General features: G+C 64.2%; 19 protein-coding genes. 11 read left to right on the top strand and 8 right to left on the bottom strand.

The genetic code is table 11. The features are described from left to right. Positions 1–63 precede the first annotated feature (63 nt). The 3 genes from KPL81_RS01465 (at position 64) to KPL81_RS01455 (ending at position 3,043) form a co-directional block, all read left to right on the top strand. Complete coding sequence (locus KPL81_RS01465; RefSeq protein ID WP_219790393.1) at positions 64–1,359, top strand: DcaP family trimeric outer membrane transporter; 1,296 nt, start codon at positions 64–66, stop codon at positions 1,357–1,359. Positions 1,360–1,454: 95 nt separating this feature from the next. Continuing rightward, positions 1,455–2,492: a DUF3179 domain-containing protein gene (locus KPL81_RS01460; protein WP_219790392.1), complete on the top strand. Its 1,038-nt coding sequence runs from the start codon at positions 1,455–1,457 to the stop codon at positions 2,490–2,492. Next, positions 2,489–3,043, top strand: coding sequence for a hypothetical protein (locus tag KPL81_RS01455; RefSeq protein WP_219790391.1), 555 nt, complete (start codon positions 2,489–2,491; stop codon positions 3,041–3,043). Before KPL81_RS01460 ends, KPL81_RS01455 begins: the two co-directional genes overlap by 4 nt. Before the next feature lie 27 nt (positions 3,044–3,070). On the opposite strand, the gene KPL81_RS01450 is transcribed toward KPL81_RS01455, so the two are convergent. The 4 genes from KPL81_RS01450 to merR form a co-directional block, all read right to left on the bottom strand. Further along, complete coding sequence (locus KPL81_RS01450; protein WP_219790390.1) at positions 3,071–3,766, bottom strand: TIGR04282 family arsenosugar biosynthesis glycosyltransferase; 696 nt, start codon at positions 3,764–3,766, stop codon at positions 3,071–3,073. After that, a complete protein-coding gene (locus KPL81_RS01445; protein WP_219790389.1) occupies positions 3,756–4,448 on the bottom strand; it encodes a TIGR04283 family arsenosugar biosynthesis glycosyltransferase in 693 nt (230 codons plus the stop codon). The genes KPL81_RS01450 and KPL81_RS01445 overlap by 11 nt, the downstream gene beginning before the upstream one ends. Positions 4,449–4,496: 48 nt before the next feature. Beyond that, complete coding sequence (locus KPL81_RS01440; RefSeq protein WP_219790388.1) at positions 4,497–5,558, bottom strand: phosphotransferase family protein; 1,062 nt, start codon at positions 5,556–5,558, stop codon at positions 4,497–4,499. A gap of 124 nt (positions 5,559–5,682) precedes the next feature. Further along, a complete protein-coding gene (merR, locus tag KPL81_RS01435; RefSeq protein ID WP_219790387.1) occupies positions 5,683–6,117 on the bottom strand; it encodes an Hg(II)-responsive transcriptional regulator in 435 nt (144 codons plus the stop codon). 114 nt (positions 6,118–6,231) lie between these two features. Between merR and merF the strand changes: the two genes are divergently transcribed. Beyond that, positions 6,232–6,468: a mercury resistance system transport protein MerF gene (merF, locus tag KPL81_RS01430; protein ID WP_219790386.1), complete on the top strand. Its 237-nt coding sequence runs from the start codon at positions 6,232–6,234 to the stop codon at positions 6,466–6,468. Continuing rightward, the gene (gene merA, locus KPL81_RS01425; protein ID WP_240549002.1) at positions 6,461–7,867 is read left to right on the top strand and encodes a mercury(II) reductase; all 1,407 of its coding nucleotides are present in this window, start codon (positions 6,461–6,463) and stop codon (positions 7,865–7,867) included. The genes merF and merA overlap by 8 nt, the downstream gene beginning before the upstream one ends. A gap of 43 nt (positions 7,868–7,910) precedes the next feature. Here the strand turns inward: merA and KPL81_RS01420 are convergent, their stop codons facing one another. After that, positions 7,911–8,105 (bottom strand): zf-HC2 domain-containing protein, encoded by a 195-nt coding sequence (locus KPL81_RS01420; RefSeq protein ID WP_276314011.1) that lies wholly within the window; start codon positions 8,103–8,105, stop codon positions 7,911–7,913. A gap of 256 nt (positions 8,106–8,361) precedes the next feature. Here KPL81_RS01420 and KPL81_RS01415 point away from each other — a divergent pair, with 256 nt between their 5' ends. Together KPL81_RS01415 and KPL81_RS01410 are read left to right on the top strand one after the other, a co-directional pair. Beyond that, a complete protein-coding gene (locus KPL81_RS01415; RefSeq protein ID WP_219790383.1) occupies positions 8,362–8,760 on the top strand; it encodes a T9SS type A sorting domain-containing protein in 399 nt (132 codons plus the stop codon). A gap of 172 nt (positions 8,761–8,932) precedes the next feature. After that, on the top strand, positions 8,933–9,718 hold the full coding sequence (locus KPL81_RS01410) for a YiiX/YebB-like N1pC/P60 family cysteine hydrolase (RefSeq protein ID WP_219790382.1): 786 nt from the start codon (positions 8,933–8,935) through the stop codon (positions 9,716–9,718). Here the strand turns inward: KPL81_RS01410 and KPL81_RS01405 are convergent. The 3 genes from KPL81_RS01405 to KPL81_RS01395 form a co-directional block, all read right to left on the bottom strand. Beyond that, a complete protein-coding gene (locus KPL81_RS01405; protein WP_219790381.1) occupies positions 9,708–10,343 on the bottom strand; it encodes an ATP-binding cassette domain-containing protein in 636 nt (211 codons plus the stop codon). The genes KPL81_RS01410 and KPL81_RS01405 overlap by 11 nt on opposite strands. Then, a complete protein-coding gene (locus tag KPL81_RS01400) occupies positions 10,340–12,034 on the bottom strand; it encodes an ABC transporter permease (RefSeq protein WP_219790380.1) in 1,695 nt (564 codons plus the stop codon). The genes KPL81_RS01405 and KPL81_RS01400 overlap by 4 nt, the downstream gene beginning before the upstream one ends. Positions 12,035–12,239: 205 nt before the next feature. Continuing rightward, positions 12,240–13,451, bottom strand: coding sequence for an ABC transporter substrate-binding protein (locus KPL81_RS01395; protein ID WP_240549000.1), 1,212 nt, complete (start codon positions 13,449–13,451; stop codon positions 12,240–12,242). 204 nt (positions 13,452–13,655) lie between these two features. On the opposite strand from KPL81_RS01395, the gene KPL81_RS01390 reads away from it, so the two are divergent. From KPL81_RS01390 to KPL81_RS01375, 4 genes are all read left to right on the top strand, one after another. Then, the gene (locus tag KPL81_RS01390; protein ID WP_219790379.1) at positions 13,656–14,408 is read left to right on the top strand and encodes a cytochrome-c peroxidase; all 753 of its coding nucleotides are present in this window, start codon (positions 13,656–13,658) and stop codon (positions 14,406–14,408) included. A gap of 123 nt (positions 14,409–14,531) precedes the next feature. Next, the gene (locus KPL81_RS01385; protein WP_219790378.1) at positions 14,532–16,004 is read left to right on the top strand and encodes an NfeD family protein; all 1,473 of its coding nucleotides are present in this window, start codon (positions 14,532–14,534) and stop codon (positions 16,002–16,004) included. Between the two features lie 73 nt (positions 16,005–16,077). Beyond that, positions 16,078–16,881: a slipin family protein gene (locus KPL81_RS01380; RefSeq protein ID WP_209473624.1), complete on the top strand. Its 804-nt coding sequence runs from the start codon at positions 16,078–16,080 to the stop codon at positions 16,879–16,881. Between the two features lie 65 nt (positions 16,882–16,946). Further along, positions 16,947–17,864, top strand: a complete 918-nt coding sequence (locus KPL81_RS01375; protein ID WP_219790377.1) for a DMT family transporter — start codon at positions 16,947–16,949, stop codon at positions 17,862–17,864. Positions 17,865–18,131 lie beyond the last annotated feature (267 nt).

The following is an 18,131-nucleotide window of genomic DNA, read 5'->3' as shown; positions in this document are numbered from 1 at the left end:
GGCGATATAAACGACAAGAAAGAGGGTGGAGCCATGGGGAATTATCACAACGACCAACAACCAATGGCCTTTCGAGTTTCGACAGGCTTGACTGCGCTGGCCATCGCGACGATGAGCATGCCGGCCATCGCCCAGGATGACACCATCGACCAGTTGCGCCTTCAGATGCAGGAAATGCAACGTCAGATCAAGCGTCTCGAGAGCCAGCAGGCTCAGGCTCAGCAGCAGGAGGCCGAAGCTCGAGAGGCGTTGGCGGCGAACGTGGTCACCGGTGGGGATACCCCGGGAAGCTTCAAGGTACCTGGGACGGATACCTCCGTTCAGATTGGCGGTTACGTCAGGCTCGACACCATCTACGACCTCGACCAGGATCTGGGTGACAGCCTGTTCGTTGAAGGAATCGACACATCGGAGGGATCGAGCAACGCTTCGTTCCGTGCCCATGCCCGTCAGTCCCGCCTGTTCTTCAAGACCTCGACACCGACCGCCTTCGGGCCGGCGACCACCCACCTGGAAGGCGACTTCTTCGGTGGCGGCGGCAATGAGGTGTTCTCCAACTCACGAGGCTTTCGCCTGCGCCATGCCTACGGTGAATGGAACGGCTTGCTGGCCGGCCAGACCTGGAGCAACTTCATGCAGTTTGCCGCCTATCCCAGTACGGTCGATTTCGATGGCCCGGTGGGAGTGAGCTTCATTCGTCAGGCACAACTGCGCTACACGCTTCCTTTGGGAGCGAGCGCACTGTCGTTCTCGGCCGAGAATGCGGAGGCGACCGGGTTTTCCGGCTCCCGCGACTCTGCGCCCGATCTCACCGCGCGTTATCGCTGGGGTGGTGACAACGCCACCATCGAGACCGCAGCGGTCGTGCGCCGGCTCAAGGTGGACGAGGGGGCGGCCAACGACTCGGCAACGGGCTATGGCCTGATGCTGGCCGGTAACATCGGCGTGGGACCTGACACCACCCTGATGGCAGGCGCCATCTTCGGCGATGGGATAGGGCGTTACCTCTACACCGCCAGTGGCTCCAGCGATGGGGATGAGGGCATCGGGGCGGCATTCGTGGTTGCCGACGGCAACCTCGAAACCATCGAGGCCTATGGGTTCAACGTGGCCGTGGCACAGCAGTGGAACGACAAGTTCAGCTCCAGTCTTTCCTATGGCCAGGTCAGGGGCGACCGCCCCGGTGACCTCTTCCCGGAGTCGACCCGCAAGCTCGAGAGTATCCACTTCAGCCACTTCTATCGAGTGACTGAGCCGGTCACCCTCGGCTTCGAGGTCTCTCATGGAAGGAAGGAGCTGCAGAGTCGCGAATCCGGCGACAACACGCGCCTGCAATTCTCGGCGCAATACAGCTTCTGAAGGCAGCCCCCCGGCCAGCCTGTCTCGAGGGCACTCGTCTCTGGGTATGGCCTGCCGGGGTGCTTTTTTGCCACTTCAGGGGCAAGGAGGGCAGCATGCAAGGCTCAGCGCGACTGGCATTTACCCTTGGTATTCTATTCTCCCTGCCGGCATCGCTGGTATTGGCCGATCCCCCGTCAGTGTCGACGCCACAAGTGCCGGTGGCGCACTCCCTGGCCTCCTTCCGCGAGGCCGTGCGCTCGGGCGGACCAGGGAAGGATGGGATTCCCTCCATCGAGCATCCGCGCTTCCTGCCGGCAGACAAGGCGGAGCTGAGTGATGCAGACCGGATCATCGGCATCCATCACCGCGGCCAGGCCAAGGCATATCCCCAGCGCATCCTGGTCTGGCACGAGATCGTCAACGACGAGTTCGCCGGCGAGGCGATCAGTATTACCTATTGTCCTTTGACGGGTACCGCCCTGGGGTTCAAGCGCGGCGACACCGAACTCGGCGTCTCGGGCAAACTGGTCAACAGCAACCTGGTCATGTACGACCGCGCCACCGACAGCGAGTGGCCGCAGATCCTGGCGGTGGCCATCGACGGCCCGCTGGCAGGCCAGGGGCTCGAGGAGCTACGGGTGTTCTGGACTACCTGGGGAGCCTGGCGGGCACGCCATCCGCAGACCGAGGTGCTGAGCGAGCAGACCGGCTTCGTGCGCAACTACCGGTATGATCCCTACGGTAGCTATACGCCTCTATCCGGCTATTATCGGCCCGATAGCACTCGCCTCTTCCCGGTGATGCATCGTGACGACCGCTTTCCGGCCAAGACCGAGGTGTTCGGCCTGCGCGGAGCGGGTGGAGCGCTGGCGATTACCCGGGAGGCGCTGCGTGAGGAGGGGGTAGTGAACGTCACGTTGGGCGAGCGGCACTATACCGTGATCCACGACGCCGGCCTGGATACCGGCTGGGCCTTTCACAATCCGGCAAACGTGTCGATCCGGCTGGCCGATCTCGAATTTACCGCCGAGGGTATCGTCGGGCCGGGCATCGAGTCACTCGAGGCGGTGAATGGCTTCGAGGCCATGTGGTTCGCCTGGGCCGCCTTCTATCCCGATACCGCCCTCTACGAAGGCGGGGAGGCGCCATGAGGGCACTGTTGCGGGTCGTATCGTCACTGCTGTCGCGTCCCGGCACGGCTAGCGCCGTGGGGGCGATCATGGTCGTTTACGCGCTGCTGTATCTGTGGTTGACAGGAGACATCATGGGCGGCGGCCATGGTGGCTGGCTGGCGCTCTTCCCCGCCTGGGAAAGGCTGTGGCAGACGCGGGGGCCGTTGCAGTTCGAGCCGGTGGGGTTGTTCTTCCTGGGAAGGCTGGTTTGGACCTTCAGCCCTATCAATACCCTGCTGGCGCTGACCGTGGGGCTATTGATCGGGCTCAACGCCGTTGCGGGCTGGCGGGTGTGGCGTAGCCCGCGTCACTGCAGCTTGGGTGCCGCAAGTAGTGGATTGCTGGGTTCGCTGCCGGCACTGCTCGCTGGCGGGGCCTGCTGTGCCCCGCTGTTGCTCATCTGGCTCGGGCTCCCCTTTGCCGGCGCTCTGGCAAGCCTGGCGCCAATGCTACTGCCCGGGGCGGCCCTGTTACTGCTGATCGGACTGTGGGGCATGGCGCGACGCATGGCACAAGTCGACGACTCGTGATGGGTGTTCTCCGTCTCCATTCCCTCTTCACTTAGGTTCGTTGCTCGCATCCTCCGGCCGAACCGATGGCCGGAAGAAAGTTTCCCGCACGAACGAGCCGGGAGTCGAGTCCAGGGGAATCTCGGCCGAGCGTTGCCAGCGGTGCAGGTCCTCGGGGCGGTCGACGTCCCATACGGTGGCGGGGCAGGCGAGGCGCCAGCCCAGCTCGTTGATGCGTCGAGTCGTCTGGGTCATGACCCGCTCGCTGCCCCAATCGATGGCGGTAAAAAGGTGCGGGTGGGCTTGGCGCAGGCCGAGCAGTGCATAGCCGCCGTCTTCGGCGGGCAGGCAGCTGGCATCATGCACCATCAGGGCCTCGGCACAGGCGTGCAGCAATGCAGGGGAGAGCACCGGACAATCGCTGCCGATCGCCAACGCCGGGCCATTCGCCCATGCCAGGGCATGGTGGAGGCGTGCGCCCAGGTCTCCGTCGGGCTGAGGGTGCAGGGCAATGCCGTAGCGCTCGGCCAGTTCGAGAAACAAGGGATGGGCGTGATCCAGCGCCGTCCATAGCGTGAGGCGCTCGGCGGGGAAGGCGGCACTGGCTACGTGCACCGTGCGGCACAGCAGATGGGCATGGACCCGAGCAGCCTGCTCGGCACCGCAGGCCGGGATCAGACGTGTCTTGACCCGGCCGGGGATCGGCGCCTTGGCCAAGATGGCCAGCGAGACGTCAGCGGACATGGCGGTACTCCCTGGCAAGCGTCGTAGCCGACTCGCCGCGCCAGTAGCGCCAGCGCAGCCGCCACATCAGGCGTATCGTTGCCCAGGCGCCGGCCCGGTCCCAGCGACGGCCCGAAGAGACGACACGCTGTCGCAGGCAGGCAGGTGACGAGAGGCGGCTGAGCCGTCGGGAAATCTCGATGTCTTCCATCAGCGGCTGATCGGGAAAGCCACCGACCGCATCGAAGGCCGCGTGGGTCATGAACAGGGCCTGGTCACCGGTAGCGATGCCGGTCCAGCGCGAACGCAGGTTCATGGCGAAGGCAATCAACGGCAGCAGCACGTGTTGCCCCTCCAGGGAGACATCGAAGCGCCCCCAGCAGTGCGGGCCTGATAGCGCCCTGGCCACCAGTAGATCGGCCCGGGGCGGCAGCCGGGTGTCGGCATGCAGAAAGAGCAGGTATTCGCCCCGGCAGGCGCGGGCGCCGGCATTCATCTGCCTGGCTCGCCCCGCAGGGCTGTGAATCAGCTGCGAGGCAAGCGGGGCGGCACGGCTCACGGTGTCGTCTTGGCTACCGCCATCGACGACGATTATCTCCACTTCGCAGTCACCTAGCGTCAGCAGATGCTGCAGCGAAGCCTCGATGGTCGTGGCCTCGTCCAGGGTGGGCACGATGATGCTCAGGCTAGGGGATGAGGGCATGACGAGGTTTCCGCTTCACCGGGTGTCGTTCGGTCATGCTGCAATGTCCTATGTCAGCAGGGTGCTTTCGAGATCATGCAGCTCGGCACGAACGTGCTCGACGATGATAGGCGACAGGTAATGCTCGACTCGCCCGCGCACGTGGGTGATCAGGTCGTCGGCGCTGAGTTCGGCGGACCAGTCTTCGCCTCGAGACGAGGCGTCATGTGCCTCGCCATGCCGGGCGCGCCACATGGCACACCAGGTCAACGACCAGAGCCACATGGCACGCCGGCAGATCAGTCGTGTCGCCATACCGTCCCGGCCTTCGGTCTTGCTGCCGGCTGCGGTCTGCCAATGGTGATAAAAGCTCAGGATGTCCTCCACCCGCAGCACGGCATGACTGTTGAGATCCCAGGTCGTGGAGGTGTACAGGGTGGCATGGGCCAGATCGAAGCCTGGTAGCCCGTAGCGACTCTTCTCGAGGTCGACGAGTACCGCCTGGTTGCTATCGGTGATCAGAAAGTTTCCCGGGTGGGCATCGAAACTGATCAGCCGGGGTTCTTCCATGGGGAGCGCCACGGGTAGCGATTCCAGTTCGGCTTCGATACGCTGGCGTACCGCAGGGTCGAGATCCGCCCTGGCCAGCCAGCGAGCCTGACTGGCCAGCTCCTTGCGCATTCCCATCCAGGGAGAGTCGGGCGCCAGCAAAGGTGGGCGCTGTGCTGCCGGGGGCAGCGGTATCGCGTGTATCGCGGCCAGTGCAGTGGCGATGGCGGGCAGATCGTCGGGCAGCCGTGCCGGCCGGCCGCGGATGGCATCGACGAGCAGGGCACCGCGGGGAAGCTCGGTTGAGGGAGGCAAGACATCATGCAGCGCTGGGGTATGTCCGCTTTCGCTGGTGCGTGAGAAGCAGGCTGCCTGGTAATCCAGGTTGGCCCGGGCATCGAGGCCCAGTTGACTCTGCTTGGGAATCCTGGCGACCCAGTCGTTGCCCGTCCGGCTCAGCCAGAGATGATGATGGGCCAGGCCGGTGTCGGGCATGGGGCGAAGGTGGTGGATGTCAGCCTGATGACCGGCAAGGTCGAGCGCGGCATGGCATCGAGCGACAAGCGAAGCGGAATCCGGCATGGCGCTTCTCCATGATAGGGCCTTGGGACAGAGCGGCCGGATATGTTCTGTCGCAGCCGCTGAGAGAACCTTACGTCGGCGAGAGAGTTTTCCGGATGGAGCAGATTGGAACGGATCGGATCGTTCAGCTCTCGTTCCCAGGCTTACGAGCGAACTCGTCATGCAACGAGGCAATGAGCGGGCAGCCGGTAGGTCCTTGCTGAGCGTGGCAGCGGCCGATCAAGTCGCTCAGCACCGTCTCGATCCGTCGCAGCCGGTCGATCTTCTCCTGCACGTGCCGTAGTTTGGTCTCGGCCAATGCGCTGGCCTCCTGGCAGTGCATGCCATCCTCGAGGCACAGCAATTCGCTGACTTCCGCAAGGCTGAAGCCTAGCTGCTGGGCGTTTTTCACGAACGCCAACCTGGCCAGATCGGCAGCCCCGTAACGTCGAATGCCTCCTGGAGGGCGCTTGGGCTCCGGTAGCAGCCCACGGCGCTGGTAGTAGCGTATCGTCTCGACATGTACCGAAGCTGCCTTGGCCAGGCCGCCGATCGTCATCGTGGTCGAATCATCCGGCATTTGCCTTGATTCCGTAGCTGACTACGGGATTAACCTTACCCTAGCCAACCTTGTGAAGAAAGATTCGGGAGGCTTGGCCTCCATCGCTGAAACTTGTCACAAAGGGAAGAGACCATGAAGTCACCAGCGAAACTGCTGCGCACGGGCATTTTCGGCACCGTCCTGGTCGCGCTGTGCTGCTTTACGCCGGTCCTGGTCGTTCTACTGGGTACCATCGGGTTGGCGGCACTGGCTGGCTATCTGGATTATGTGCTGCTTCCTGTACTGGCTTTCTTCATCGGTCTGACCCTCTTTGCACTATGGCGCCGGAGACATGCCTCTTCCGACTCGGGGAATTCCGCGAATGAGTGATAACGACGAGCGGCATATCGCCGTGATCGGCAGTGGCGGGGCAGCGATGGCTGCGGCACTCAAGGCTGTCGAGCGCGGTGCCTCGGTCACCTTGATAGAACGCGGCACGATCGGTGGCACCTGCATCAATGTCGGCTGTGTCCCCTCCAAGATCATGATTCGCGCCGCGCACATTGCGCATCTGCGCAAGAAGAGCCCCTTTGACGATGGGGTGAGCGCTCACGTACCGGTGGTGGATCGTGCGGAGTTGCTTCGGCAACAGCAGGCCCGCGTCGAGGAACTGCGCGATGCCAAGTATCAGCAGATTCTGCGCGACCATCCAGCCATCACGGTTCTGAACGGTGCAGCCCGGTTCATCGACGCCCATCGGCTGGCGGTCAAGCTGAATGGAGGCGGTGAACGGATCATCCGCTTCGATCGTGCCTTCATCGGCACTGGCGCTCGTCCGACGGAGCCACCAATACCGGGGCTGGCAGAGACGCCCTACTTGACCTCGACCAGTGCCCTGACGCTGAACACGATACCGGATCGGCTGACGGTGCTGGGCGCCGGCTTCGTCGCCCTGGAGCTGGCCCAGGCGTACGCCCGCCTGGGCAGCAAGGTTACGGTGCTGGCTCGTAGCCGCCTGCTCTCCCGCGAAGACCCGGCGGTGGGCGAGGCCCTGGAAGCGGCGTTTCGTCGCGAAGGCATCGAAGTGCGCCAGCAGGTCCAGGTCAGCCGCGTGAACTATGCCGATAGCGAATTCGTGCTGGAGACCAACGCGGGGCCGCTACGGGCGGATCGACTGCTGGTAGCGACGGGGCGCACGCCCAATACCGAGACGCTGAACCTGGAGAACATCGGCGTGGCGACCGTGCGTGGCGCGATCCAGGTGAACGAGTGCTTGCAGACCACGGCGCCGGGTATTTACGCCGCCGGCGATTGCACAGATCAACCGCAGTTCGTCTATGTCGCCGCCGCCGGGGGCAGTCGGGCCGCCATCAACATGACGGGAGGCAGGGCCGTACTGGATCTCAGTGCCATGCCGGGCGTGATGTTCACGGATCCTCAGGTCGCCACCGCCGGCCTGACGGGAGTCGAGGCACTCAGGCTAGGGGTCGATGCGGAGTCACGTGTGCTCGATCTCAAGAACGTGCCGCGAGCGCTGGTCAATTTCGACACCGAAGGGCTCATCAAGATGGTGGCCGAACGCGATTCGGGTCGGCTGCTGGGTATCCAGGCAGTGGCGGCGGAAGCCGGTGAGTTGATCCAGGTGGCGGTAATGGCGCTGCGGGCCGGTATGACGGTGCAGGCCCTCGGCGATGAGCTGTTTCCCTATCTGACCATGGGGGAAGGGCTCAAACTCTGCGCACAGACCTTCACCAGGGATGTGACGCAGCTGTCCTGTTGTGCAGGGTGAGCCTACTGACACCTGACGGATAGCGATGGCGCCAGGGACGGCCTCAAGGCCGGTCGTCCTCTTCCGAGGGGAGCTCCAGACCTAGCTGATGCTTTGCCTCATGCAGCAGAGTGAACTGCCGGTCGCACTCGCGACAGGCGTGACACATCGAAAGATGCAAGCGTAGTGAAATCCGCTCCTGGAAGGTAAGCTTGCGATCGAGCTTCAAGGACATCAGGCGTGTGGCTTCTTTACACATCAACACGGAAAATTCTTCTGGAGTTATATGGCGGCGGATTTGTCTGCGTCGAGCCTTCTTATGGCATGAGTAAGTCTGTCGTGCCCGCCCTGTTTTCCTTACACGTGCGCCTCGAATATTTTTCTATTTATTTATGAAGAAATATGTTTTCCCTTCTGTCTCTCTTTTGTAAGGAAGGCGTGTTCAGTTCTACAGAACAACAGGGTCGAAAAAACACCGATCCTCGTTTCAAGTTCCGATAAACAGGAGAGACGTCATGAAAACCACAATGAAACTTGCAGGTACTGTCCTTGCCGCTGCCCTTGCATTCGGAGGAATTGGGCAGGCTGCGGCCATGACCTTAGGTTTGAATAATGGTACTACGGGAGCCAAGGCGGTGGGGGGAACTGATCGGTATACGCTGCATATCGACAATCCTACCCAGCTGAGGGTACACAGCAAATCCTCCTTCCCTCTCGATGGGCCCCATATTCGAGTCCGCGCCAACTTGCTGGATGAAAGCGGAAACGTTGTGACGCAGGGAGCGCGCAATGGCAATAACTTCGTCCTGAATAGCCAAGTGCAACCTGGCACTTATATACTGGAGGTGAACTCCACCAATCTGAGCGGTCACCGCCGAGGGTGGAATAGTTACGAACTGCACAGCAGTTTCTGACACTCATGCTCTCGACAGCCGACATCACCGGCGACAAGTCCGGTGGTGTCGGAGTTGCCGGACTCTGCTCTGCTCCGAGCGTCGTGAGTTGTTGAAGGGAAGTGCTGAATAAATTCATGAGCGGTTCGCTCGTGCAGGTATTTTTGCAGTGTTTCCGAAGGAGGGCCATACCATGAACGCCTTGTTTCAGCAGGTCGGCTATCTGCTCAGTTGCTGGCTCTCCTGTCCGAGTTCCTGGCATCAGGCCGAAGGGCGTCTGGAAAGCGATGCCTTTGCCTGTCTCCAACCCGGCGATGTTCTTCTGGTGGAAGGCTCATCGCGGTTGAGCACCGTCATCAAGTATTTCACCCAATCCTCCTGGTCACATGCTGCTCTCTTCGTGGGGTATGAAGTGGCGCAGAGCGCCGGCGGGAGGCCAGGCGATTGTTTCGTCGAAGCCGATCTTGGTGAAGGCGTCAGGTTGGTGGGATTCGATGAATATCTCGGCATGCCGCTACGAATCTGCCGCCCCGTCGGGCTCTCGCCCGCGGATATCGAAAGAGTGGTGCGCTTTGCCTGCGGTCGAGTGGGGCATCGCTACGATCTGCGCAACATTTTCGATCTAGGGCGCTACCTGCTGCCGCTCCCGCCGGTGCCGGCACGCTGGAGACGGAAGATGCTGGCCCTGGGCAGTGGCGACCCGACTCGGGCGATCTGCTCCACCTTGATTGCTGAGGCCTTCCAGGCGGTGCGCTACCCCATCCTTCCTATCGAAGGCACCACGAGTCGCATGCAGCCGGTCGGCAGAGCAAGTCGCAACTTGCTGACAAGGCGGCACTACTCTCTCTTTACACCACGTGATTTCGACCTCTCGCCCTACTTCCAGATCATCAAGCCCAAGCTGATCGATGGTTTCGATCCCTACTGCCTGCGCTGGTGCGAGTTGGACAGGTTGCCTTCGGACATGCTCAGTGGCTGAGTTCGATCATCCGGCCGCCGGCCTCCTCGGCGTCCTCCCTATCATGGGTGACGAGCAGGCTGGGCAAGCCCGCCTCGCGCAGCCGGTCGAAGACCAGCCGACGCATGTCGTGGCGTAGCGGCCGGTCGAGTTTGGAGAAGGGCTCATCGAGTAGCACCGCCCTGGGCGCCGAGAGCAGCAGGCGCATCAGGGCCACGCGGGCCTTTTGGCCGCCCGAGAGCGTCGCAGGGTCGCGCTGACCGAAGCCGGCCAGGCCGACCCGTTCCAACGCCGTCTCGATTCGCCCTGCCTTGTCGGCCGCTGCACGGGGCATGCCGAAGCGCAGGTTGCCGGCCACCGAGAGGTGCGGAAACAGCAGCGGATCCTGGAACAGCAGGCCGATGCCGCGGCGTTCCGCCGGCAGCCGGCTGATATCGTGCCCGTCGAGCAGAACCCGTCCGCTGGCCTGAAAGGCCGGCGCGAGAAAGCCCGCGAGGTAGGCCAGCAGGGTCGACTTGCCGGAGCCGGATGGCCCCATCACGGTGTACACCTCGCCGGGACCGATCTCGGCGTCGAGTTCGAGCAGTGTGTTGCCCTGCAGAATGATGCGGACATCGTCCAGCACCAGGCGGTGGCCTGCGCTCATGGCGAACCCCTCATGTCGCGTCGGTTGGACCACAGCAGCCGCGGCAGGCCCACGGCGATGATGAAACCCACCAGCGGCAGGCTGGCCTGGACCAGTGCCCACACGCCGATCACCCGCCGGTTGCCGCCGGCGGCCAGAGACACCGCCTCGGTGGTCACCGTGGCGATGCGCCCGGCACCGAGCAGCAGGGTGGGCAGGTACTGGCCGATGCTGACGGCCAGGCCCACGGCGCCGGCGGTGAGCAGCGGTGCGAGCAGCATGGGCAGGCGCACGCGCCAGAAAATAGCGTTGCGCGAGGCACCCAGGCTCAGCGCCAGCTGCGTCCAGCGCGGATCGAAACGGCGGTAGGCTTCGGCAAGTGACAGGAACGCGTAGGGCAATACGAACAGCAGGTGGCCGAAGATCACCAGCCATAGCCGTGGCCGCGTACCCAGCGATTCCATGACCACTACCAGGCCGAACAGGAAGGCGATCTGCGGCACGATCAACGGCAGATAGAGCAGCGTCAGTGCCGAGAGCAGCTTGCCCTCGGCTGGTCGGCGGCCGCTGCGCTGCTCGTTTTCCAGCGCCGCCAGCGTCAGGCTCAGGGCGAGCAGCGTGGTGCCGATGGCGATCAGCGCCGTGGTGGCAATCGGTCCTGTCAGGGTGGGCAGGGCGCGCAGCCAGTGAGTTGCAGTAAGGCTCTGGGGCAGGGCATCGGGGAAACGCCAGAAGCCGGCGATCGAGCTGAGCGCGAGGCCGACCAGACCCACGAAGGCGGTAAGCGAGGCCAGCAGGATCAGCCCCTTGCCCGCCAGGCGTAGCGGCCGCTCGCCCTGCCCGCGCCCGCCGCGGGCGAGCCAGTGCCGCCCCAGCCGGGCGACGAGGCGCTCGAGGCAACACCAGGCGATGAGTGCCGTCGCCGTGACGCCGAGCTGCAACACAGCGCCCGCCGAGGCCATGAAGCGCCGGGAGAGGTCGGGGTCGTTGAACCAGGTGAGAATCGATACCGCCAGCGTCGGCGGCAGCGTCGGGCCGAGAATCAGTGCCACGTCGACCACCGAGGTGGCATAGGCGATGACGGCAAAGACCGGCAGTCGTATCAAGGGGTAGAGCGAAGGGGCGACCACCTTGAGCCAGGCCGTCATGGGGCGATAACCGAGCGAACGGGCCATGGCCACGCGTCGTTCCGCATCGAGCTGGGGCAGGGCGGCGAGGCACATCAGCAGCAGAAAGGGTGTTTCCTTGATGACGAGGCCGGCCAACAGCGAGAGCCCCCAGGGATCGTTGACGATCAACAGGTCCGGGGGGCGCTGCCAACCGGTCAGCCCCGGCGAGACCAACCGGGCCAGCAACCCCGAAGGGGCGATCAGGAATGCCAGGCCGAAGGCGGCGGCGGCATGGGGGAGCGACAGCAGCGGTGCGACCAGCCGCCGAATCCAGCGATCCAGTCGGCTGCCCGACACGCCGGCCAGGAACAGCAGCACCACGGCAAGTGACACGGCCGTGGTGAACAGGCCGCTGGCGAAACTCACACCCACCGAGCGGGCCAGCCCCGGCTGGGCTAGGAGCTGTCGCCAGGGATCCAGGCTGAACCCATGGCCGCCCAGCGCCGGCAGGTAGCCGAAGGCGGGCAGCAACGCCATGGCCAGGCCGGCGAGTATCGGGCCGACCAGCAGCGTGACGATCAGCAGCGGGGCGAGGCGCAGCATCGGGGCGCGTTACCTGCCGTCAGGTGGTGTCGGTGAGTGCATCTGGCCATCTTCAGCGTGTCCTAGGCCCTGTCCGAAAACTGGCTGCACTCGGTCATACCGCGTTATAAATCGGCTCAAAGTACTCATTTACACCCCGTAAACTCCGTCTTTTCGACGATTTTTGCCTTGTCTGACCTTCGCTCGTCGACTTTTCAGACAGAGCCTAGCGACCGACGTAGCGTGCCTGCCAGGCGTCCTGCAGCGCCGTCATCCAGCTCGGGTGCGGTTCCGGCAGGGTCTCGGCCAGGGCTTCCGGCGCCAGCAGGGCAGGATTGTCGCTCTGCTGCTCGAAAAGTGCGCGGCTCTCGCCATCGAGGCGTGCCACGTCGAGCACGGTGGGGTCGCCCCACACCGCGAGATCCTGCTTGCGTGCCTGGGCTTCGGGCGAGAGCAGGAAGTTGGCCACGACCATGGCGCCGGCCCGGCGGGGGGAATTGTAGGGAATGGCGACGAAGTGCACGTTGCCCAGGGTGCCGCCGTCGAGTACGTAGCTACGGGTCGACTCGGGTAGCTCGAAGTCGGCCACCGCGGCGGCCGGCTCCGCCGGGTTGAAGGTGAAGGCCAGCGCCAGTTCGCCATCGGCCATCAGGCTGCGCAGCTCGGGACCATTGGCGGGGAATTGCCGGCCGCTGCGCCACAGGTGGGGGTGCAGGGCGTCGAGGTAGTGCCACAGCGGGGCCGTGACGGTCTCGAAATCGCTCTGCGCCACCGGTTCGTAGAGAGCGTCGCTATCGTCGGCCAGGGCGACGAGCGCCTGCTTGAGAAAGGTGCTGCCGAGGAAGTCGGGAATGCGCGGATAGGCGAAGCGCCCAGGATTGGCTTCGGCCCAGGCGAGCAGCTGCGCCATACCGCGTGGCGGCGCTTCGTCGAGTTCCGCCGCGTCGTAGTAGAAGGTGAGCTGCGCCTTGCCCCAGGGCGACTCGTAGCCTTCCGTGGGCAGCGTGAAGTCATTGACCACCTCGGGATTGTGCTCGGGGTGGGTCAGGGCGAAGTTCGGTAGCTGCTCGGCGAAGGGGCCGTAGAGCAGCGCGTTCTCTTTCATGGCGGCGAAGTTCTCGCCGTTGATCCAGATGAGATCGACGCTGCCGTCGTCGTGATTGCCCGCGCTGCGCTCGGCCAGGACCCGCGAGACGGCGGAGCCGGTGTCGTCGATCTTGACGTGTACCAGCTCGATGTCGTGCTCGGCCCGTACGCGGCTCTTGACCCAGGCGATGTAGTCGTTGACCCGCGTGTCGCCCGCCCAGGCGTGCCAGTAGACGGTCTGGCCGCGTGCCTCTTCGAGCACGCTCTCCCACTCCTGCGGGGCGGAGGCCGCGTGGAGCGGGAAGGCCAGCATGGCAGCCAGTGGCAAGGCACACAGTAGACGCAGCGACATCGACGCATTCCTCATTAGGGTGGATCGTACGTTCATGAGCGTATCCACATGGTCGCGAAGCTGCTGCCATCCTTACACATTTTCTCTTGCTCCCGCCAAGTTGTGTAAGGCGGAGCCGGGCTGGGCGACAGAGCCTTACCGCTGACGAACAGCGGCGACATTCGCGAGATGTCCCCGACATGTCACATCACGGAGGTAGTCCCCATGTCATATGACAATGACGGCAAGAGACGGCAGCTGCTCGGGCATCTCAGCCGCCGGCTGGCCTATACGGCGCCGGCGCTGATGCTGGCGGTAGGGGGAGGAGTGGCCTTGCAGGCTGGTTCCGAGTGGCCCCCCGGCCGAGTGGGCAAGGTGATGGCCGAGTTGAGCGAGACAGCCTGGCTGGTGTCCAGCGCCCATGCCGAGGCCGAAGCGGAAGCCGAGGCCGAAGCGGAAGCCGAGGCCGAAGCGGAAGCCGAGGCGGAAGGAAATGCAGAGGATCAAGCTGAGGCAGAAGCAGAAGGTAGCGCCGAGGCTGAAGCGGAAGGAGAGGCCGAAGCGGAGGCAGAAGGTGACGCCGAGGGCGACATGAGCGACGTCCAGCGCCCCGAGGGCTACTCGCCAGCTTACAGCGAGGACGGTGAGAACGACGCTGAACTGCTGGCGCAGGGCGAGGCGCTCTATTACGACACCTCGCTCAGCACCAACGGGCTTTCCTGTGCCAGCTGCCACGGCAGCGACGGCGACGACCGAGGCTATGCCGCGACCTTCGAACAGCCTTTTCCGCATCAAGTGGGCATGGCGGAGAACCAGTTCGGCATGGCCCAGGTGCATGCCGACGAGATGGTGCAGATCTGCATGGTGGCGCCGATGGCCGCCGAGCCACTGGAGTGGGGGAGCGATAAGCTGACCTCGCTTGCTGCCTATATGGTCGAGGTGCAGCGACGCTTCACGGGAGAACCGCACAACCTCTGAGCGGCGGTCAGAAGAAGTCGACGCGGCGTCCCATGGCGAGGCCTGCTAATCTGAATTCAGGAGTTGCTGTATCAGTGGCAGGCCTTGAAAGGCCACCCTCATCACGATGCGAGGAAGCTCACCATGAGCGTACGCCGTGTCGCCCTCTGTCGTTGCCTCGTGCTGTGGATGAGCCTGCTGTGCCTGGCGCTCGGAGGCATGCTGGCGTGGCAGAGTCAGGCCCAGGAGAGTGAGCGCATCGCCATGGTCATGACCGTGGACGGCGCCATCGGGCCGGCTACCGGCGACTACTTCGAGCGTGGCCTCAGGCGCGCGGAGAAGCGTGACGCCGAACTCGTGGTCGTGCAGATGGATACCCCGGGCGGGCTCGATGCCTCCATGCGCAGCATGATACGTGCCATGCTGGGATCCAAGGTCCCCGTTGCCATCTATGTCTCGCCCAGCGGCGCACGTGCCGCCAGCGCCGGCACCTACCTGCTCTACGGCAGCCACGTGGCCGCGATGGCCCCGGCGACCCATCTTGGTTCGGCCACCCCCGTGCAGATGGGTGGCGGCGGGTTGCCCGGCATGGACGGTCCCGAAGAGGAGGCGCCCGCCGAGGATGCGACCGATGCCGGGGAAAGCGACGAAGACTCCGGCGATGAGCAGGCAGACAGTGCAGGCGGCGAGACCGGTGAGTCCCCAGCGGATTCCACCCGGCGCGGCGAGACCGCCATGGAACGCAAGGTACTCGAGGATGCCGTCTCCTACATTCGCAGCCTGGCCGAGCGCCACGGGCGCAACGCCGACTGGGCCGAGCAGGCGGTGCGCGAGGCGGTCAACCTGAACTCACGCGAAGCCCTCGAGCAAGACGTGATCGACGTGGTGGCCAACGACATCGACGACCTGCTGGCCCAGATCGATGGCCGGGAGGTCGTGATGGACCAGGGATCGCGGACCCTGCAGACGGCCGACCTGGCACTGGAGCGCTTCGACCCCGACTGGCGCACCGAGCTGCTGCAGGTCATCACCAACCCCAACGTCGCCTACTTCCTGATGATCATCGGCTTCTACGGGCTGATCTTCGAACTCTCCAACCCGGGAGCCCTGGTGCCTGGCACCATCGGCGTGATCTCGCTGCTGCTGGCGCTTTTCGCTTTCCAGTTGTTGCCGATCAACTACGCCGGCCTGGCGCTTATCCTGGTCGGCCTCGGGCTGATCGTCGGCGAGGCGCTGATGCCCAGCTTCGGCATCCTAGGCATGGGAGGCATCGTCTCTTTCGTGATCGGTTCGGTGATGCTGATGGACTCAGAACAGCTGGCAGTTTCCCTTCCTCTCATCGGCGGCATCGCCCTGCTGGCAGCGGGGATCATGCTGTGGGTCATGGTGCGCTTCGTCGGCCTGCGTCGGCGCCCAGCCCGCACCGGCCAGGAACAGCTCGTCGGCAGTCAGGCGGTGGCGCTGGAAGACTTCGAGCAAGAGGGTCACGTGCGCCTGCGGGGCGAGCGTTGGAATGCTCGCAGCGATGCCGCCTTGAAGCGTGGCCAGGAGGTTCGGGTGGTGGCGGTCGATGGGCTGACGCTCAGGGTCGAGCCCATCGAGCGGTCGACGCCGTGAGCGTGACGGAATCGCGACCAGCACCCATCCAGCCTATGACACATCGGAGCCTGACATACCGAGGAGCGTGCTCATGATGATTTCCTATCTCGTGCCAGTCGTTCTGTTGTTCCTGCTGATCGCCGCGTCGATCCGCATCCTGCCGGAATACAAGCGTGGCGTGATCTTCTTCCTCGGCCGCTTCCAGTCGGTGAAGGGGCCGGGGCTGATCATCGTGATCCCCGGGATCCAGCAGATGAGCGTGGTGGACCTGCGCGTGATCACCATGGACGTGCCGGAGCAGGACGTCATTTCACAGGACAACGTCACGGTCAAGGTCAATGCCGTGCTCTACTTCCGCGTGGTCGACCCCGAGAAGGCGATAATACAGGTGGAGAACTACACCCTCGCCACCAGCCAGCTGGCCCAGACCACGTTGCGTTCGGTGCTCGGCAAGCACGATCTCGACGAGATGCTCTCCGAGCGCGACAAGCTCAACGACGACATCCAGGAGATCATCGATGCCCAGACCGAGGAGTGGGGGATCAAGGTCGCCAACGTCGAGATCAAGCATGTCGATCTGGACGAGAGCATGATCCGTGCCATCGCCCGCCAGGCCGAGGCCGAGCGCGAGCGGCGGGCCAAGGTGATCCATGCCGAGGGCGAGCTGCAGGCCTCGCGGAAGCTGGTCGAGGCGGCCAACGTGATGGCAGAGAACTCCGCCGCGCTGCAGCTGCGCTACCTGCAGACCATGAGCGACATGAGCAACAAGAACGCCTCGACCATCGTCTTTCCCCTGCCGATGGACATCATGGAGGCGTTTCGGCACATGCAGGCCTCGCCGGCGGCGCGAGCCAGAACCGACGAAGGGCGACCGAACGATCTCGGCGAAGGCTGAGTTCGACGTGCCACGCCCGCCTGGGCGTGGCATCCTGAGGCGACCTTACGGATGCCGAGGTCGCCTTGATTCATTCCCTCTCGCACCGCCAGCAGGGGCTGCTGCTGACCGGCGGCGGTGCCTTGATCATTTCTCCCGATGCCCTGTTGATCAAGCTGATCGGCCTGCCCGACGGCGAGATTCTGCTATGGCGCGGACTGCTCACTGCGCTGGGCTTCGTCATCATCATGCTGGTCCGCCATGGGGCCGGCACCGTCGATGCCTATCGCCGCTGCGGCTGGACCGGCATCGGCGTGGCGCTGCTGTTCAGTCTCTCCACCTTCGGCTTCGTGCTCGGCAATCAGTACACCAAGGGCGGCAACGTGCTGATGATCCTGGCCGGGGCGCCGCTCATCGCCGCGCTGTTCTCTCGCCTGTTTCTCGGCGAGCGGCTGCCGCGCCGCACCTGGCTCGCCATCTGGCTGTGCCTGGTCGGCACCTCGCTGATCGTGCTCGACGATACCGGTGTCGGCTCGTGGGTCGGCAACGGCTTCGCGCTGCTGGCAGCGACGGCACTGGCGGCCAATTTTACTCTCTGCCGCACCCGCCCCAGCGTCGACATGAGCCCCATGCTGACCTTGTCCGGCCTCATCGTCGCGGCCATAGCGGCCTCTTTCGGCCTGGCCGAAGGCGGAATTGCGCTGCCATCGACGGATAGCCTGCTATTGCTCGTGCTGCTGTGCCTGATGCTGCTGCCGCTGGGCTTCACCCTGATCCAGCGCGGGCCGCTCTACCTTCCTGCTGCCGAGGTGGGCCTGCTGATGCTGCTCGAAGTGGTGGTGGGTACGCTGTGGGTGTGGTGGATTCTCGGCGAGCGGCCGGCGCCGGTGGCGCTGATCGGTGGCGCCCTGGTGCTCGGCACGCTGCTGGCCAAGGGGCTTTACGAACGCCGGCTGGAACGGCGCTTGCGGGGGCGGGATGCAGCAGAGCGAGAACTCTGTTAGTATTCGGCCTCCTATCGGGTTCGTGTGTTAGACGAAAGTCTAGGCCGCCCAAGTTTCTGGCCATGGATGCGACGCAACGTGCTGACTCCTCCGACCGGGCTGGCCACGCCGCCCTAGCGCTGCCTTCCTCCGACGCTGCCGTCATCGGCACGTCACTGCTCGACATCATTCTGATGTGCCGAGCTGCCTGACCGAATTCAACGTTTCAACTGCGCGACTTCACACGTTGCGTCGTCGTCGACGCGTGGCCGGGAGAGCGCTCGAACG

Origin of the sequence: Billgrantia antri (assembly GCF_019430905.1) — a bacterium.
GTDB classification, from domain to species: Bacteria; Pseudomonadota; Gammaproteobacteria; order Pseudomonadales; family Halomonadaceae; genus Halomonas; species Halomonas antri.
Note: the sequence above shows the minus strand (reverse complement) of the source record. Positions and strands in the feature narration are given on the sequence as shown.

Bases quoted from the DNA above. Each gene is read 5' to 3' on its own strand.
- KPL81_RS01465 (WP_219790393.1), top strand. From the start codon at position 64: ATGGCCTTTCGAGTTTCGACAGGCTTGACTGCGCTGGCCATCGCGACG.
- KPL81_RS01460 (WP_219790392.1), top strand. From the start codon at position 1,455: ATGCAAGGCTCAGCGCGACTGGCATTTACCCTTGGTATTCTATTCTCC.
- KPL81_RS01455 (WP_219790391.1), top strand. From the start codon at position 2,489: ATGAGGGCACTGTTGCGGGTCGTATCGTCACTGCTGTCGCGTCCCGGC.
- KPL81_RS01450 (WP_219790390.1), bottom strand. From the start codon at position 3,766: ATGTCCGCTGACGTCTCGCTGGCCATCTTGGCCAAGGCGCCGATCCCC.
- KPL81_RS01445 (WP_219790389.1), bottom strand. From the start codon at position 4,448: ATGCCCTCATCCCCTAGCCTGAGCATCATCGTGCCCACCCTGGACGAG.
- KPL81_RS01440 (WP_219790388.1), bottom strand. From the start codon at position 5,558: ATGCCGGATTCCGCTTCGCTTGTCGCTCGATGCCATGCCGCGCTCGAC.
- merR (WP_219790387.1), bottom strand. From the start codon at position 6,117: ATGCCGGATGATTCGACCACGATGACGATCGGCGGCCTGGCCAAGGCA.
- merF (WP_219790386.1), top strand. From the start codon at position 6,232: ATGAAGTCACCAGCGAAACTGCTGCGCACGGGCATTTTCGGCACCGTC.
- merA (WP_240549002.1), top strand. From the start codon at position 6,461: ATGAGTGATAACGACGAGCGGCATATCGCCGTGATCGGCAGTGGCGGG.
- KPL81_RS01420 (WP_276314011.1), bottom strand. From the start codon at position 8,105: ATGTGTAAAGAAGCCACACGCCTGATGTCCTTGAAGCTCGATCGCAAG.
- KPL81_RS01415 (WP_219790383.1), top strand. From the start codon at position 8,362: ATGAAAACCACAATGAAACTTGCAGGTACTGTCCTTGCCGCTGCCCTT.
- KPL81_RS01410 (WP_219790382.1), top strand. From the start codon at position 8,933: ATGAACGCCTTGTTTCAGCAGGTCGGCTATCTGCTCAGTTGCTGGCTC.
- KPL81_RS01405 (WP_219790381.1), bottom strand. From the start codon at position 10,343: ATGAGCGCAGGCCACCGCCTGGTGCTGGACGATGTCCGCATCATTCTG.
- KPL81_RS01400 (WP_219790380.1), bottom strand. From the start codon at position 12,034: ATGCTGCGCCTCGCCCCGCTGCTGATCGTCACGCTGCTGGTCGGCCCG.
- KPL81_RS01395 (WP_240549000.1), bottom strand. From the start codon at position 13,451: ATGTCGCTGCGTCTACTGTGTGCCTTGCCACTGGCTGCCATGCTGGCC.
- KPL81_RS01390 (WP_219790379.1), top strand. From the start codon at position 13,656: ATGTCATATGACAATGACGGCAAGAGACGGCAGCTGCTCGGGCATCTC.
- KPL81_RS01385 (WP_219790378.1), top strand. From the start codon at position 14,532: ATGAGCGTACGCCGTGTCGCCCTCTGTCGTTGCCTCGTGCTGTGGATG.
- KPL81_RS01380 (WP_209473624.1), top strand. From the start codon at position 16,078: ATGATGATTTCCTATCTCGTGCCAGTCGTTCTGTTGTTCCTGCTGATC.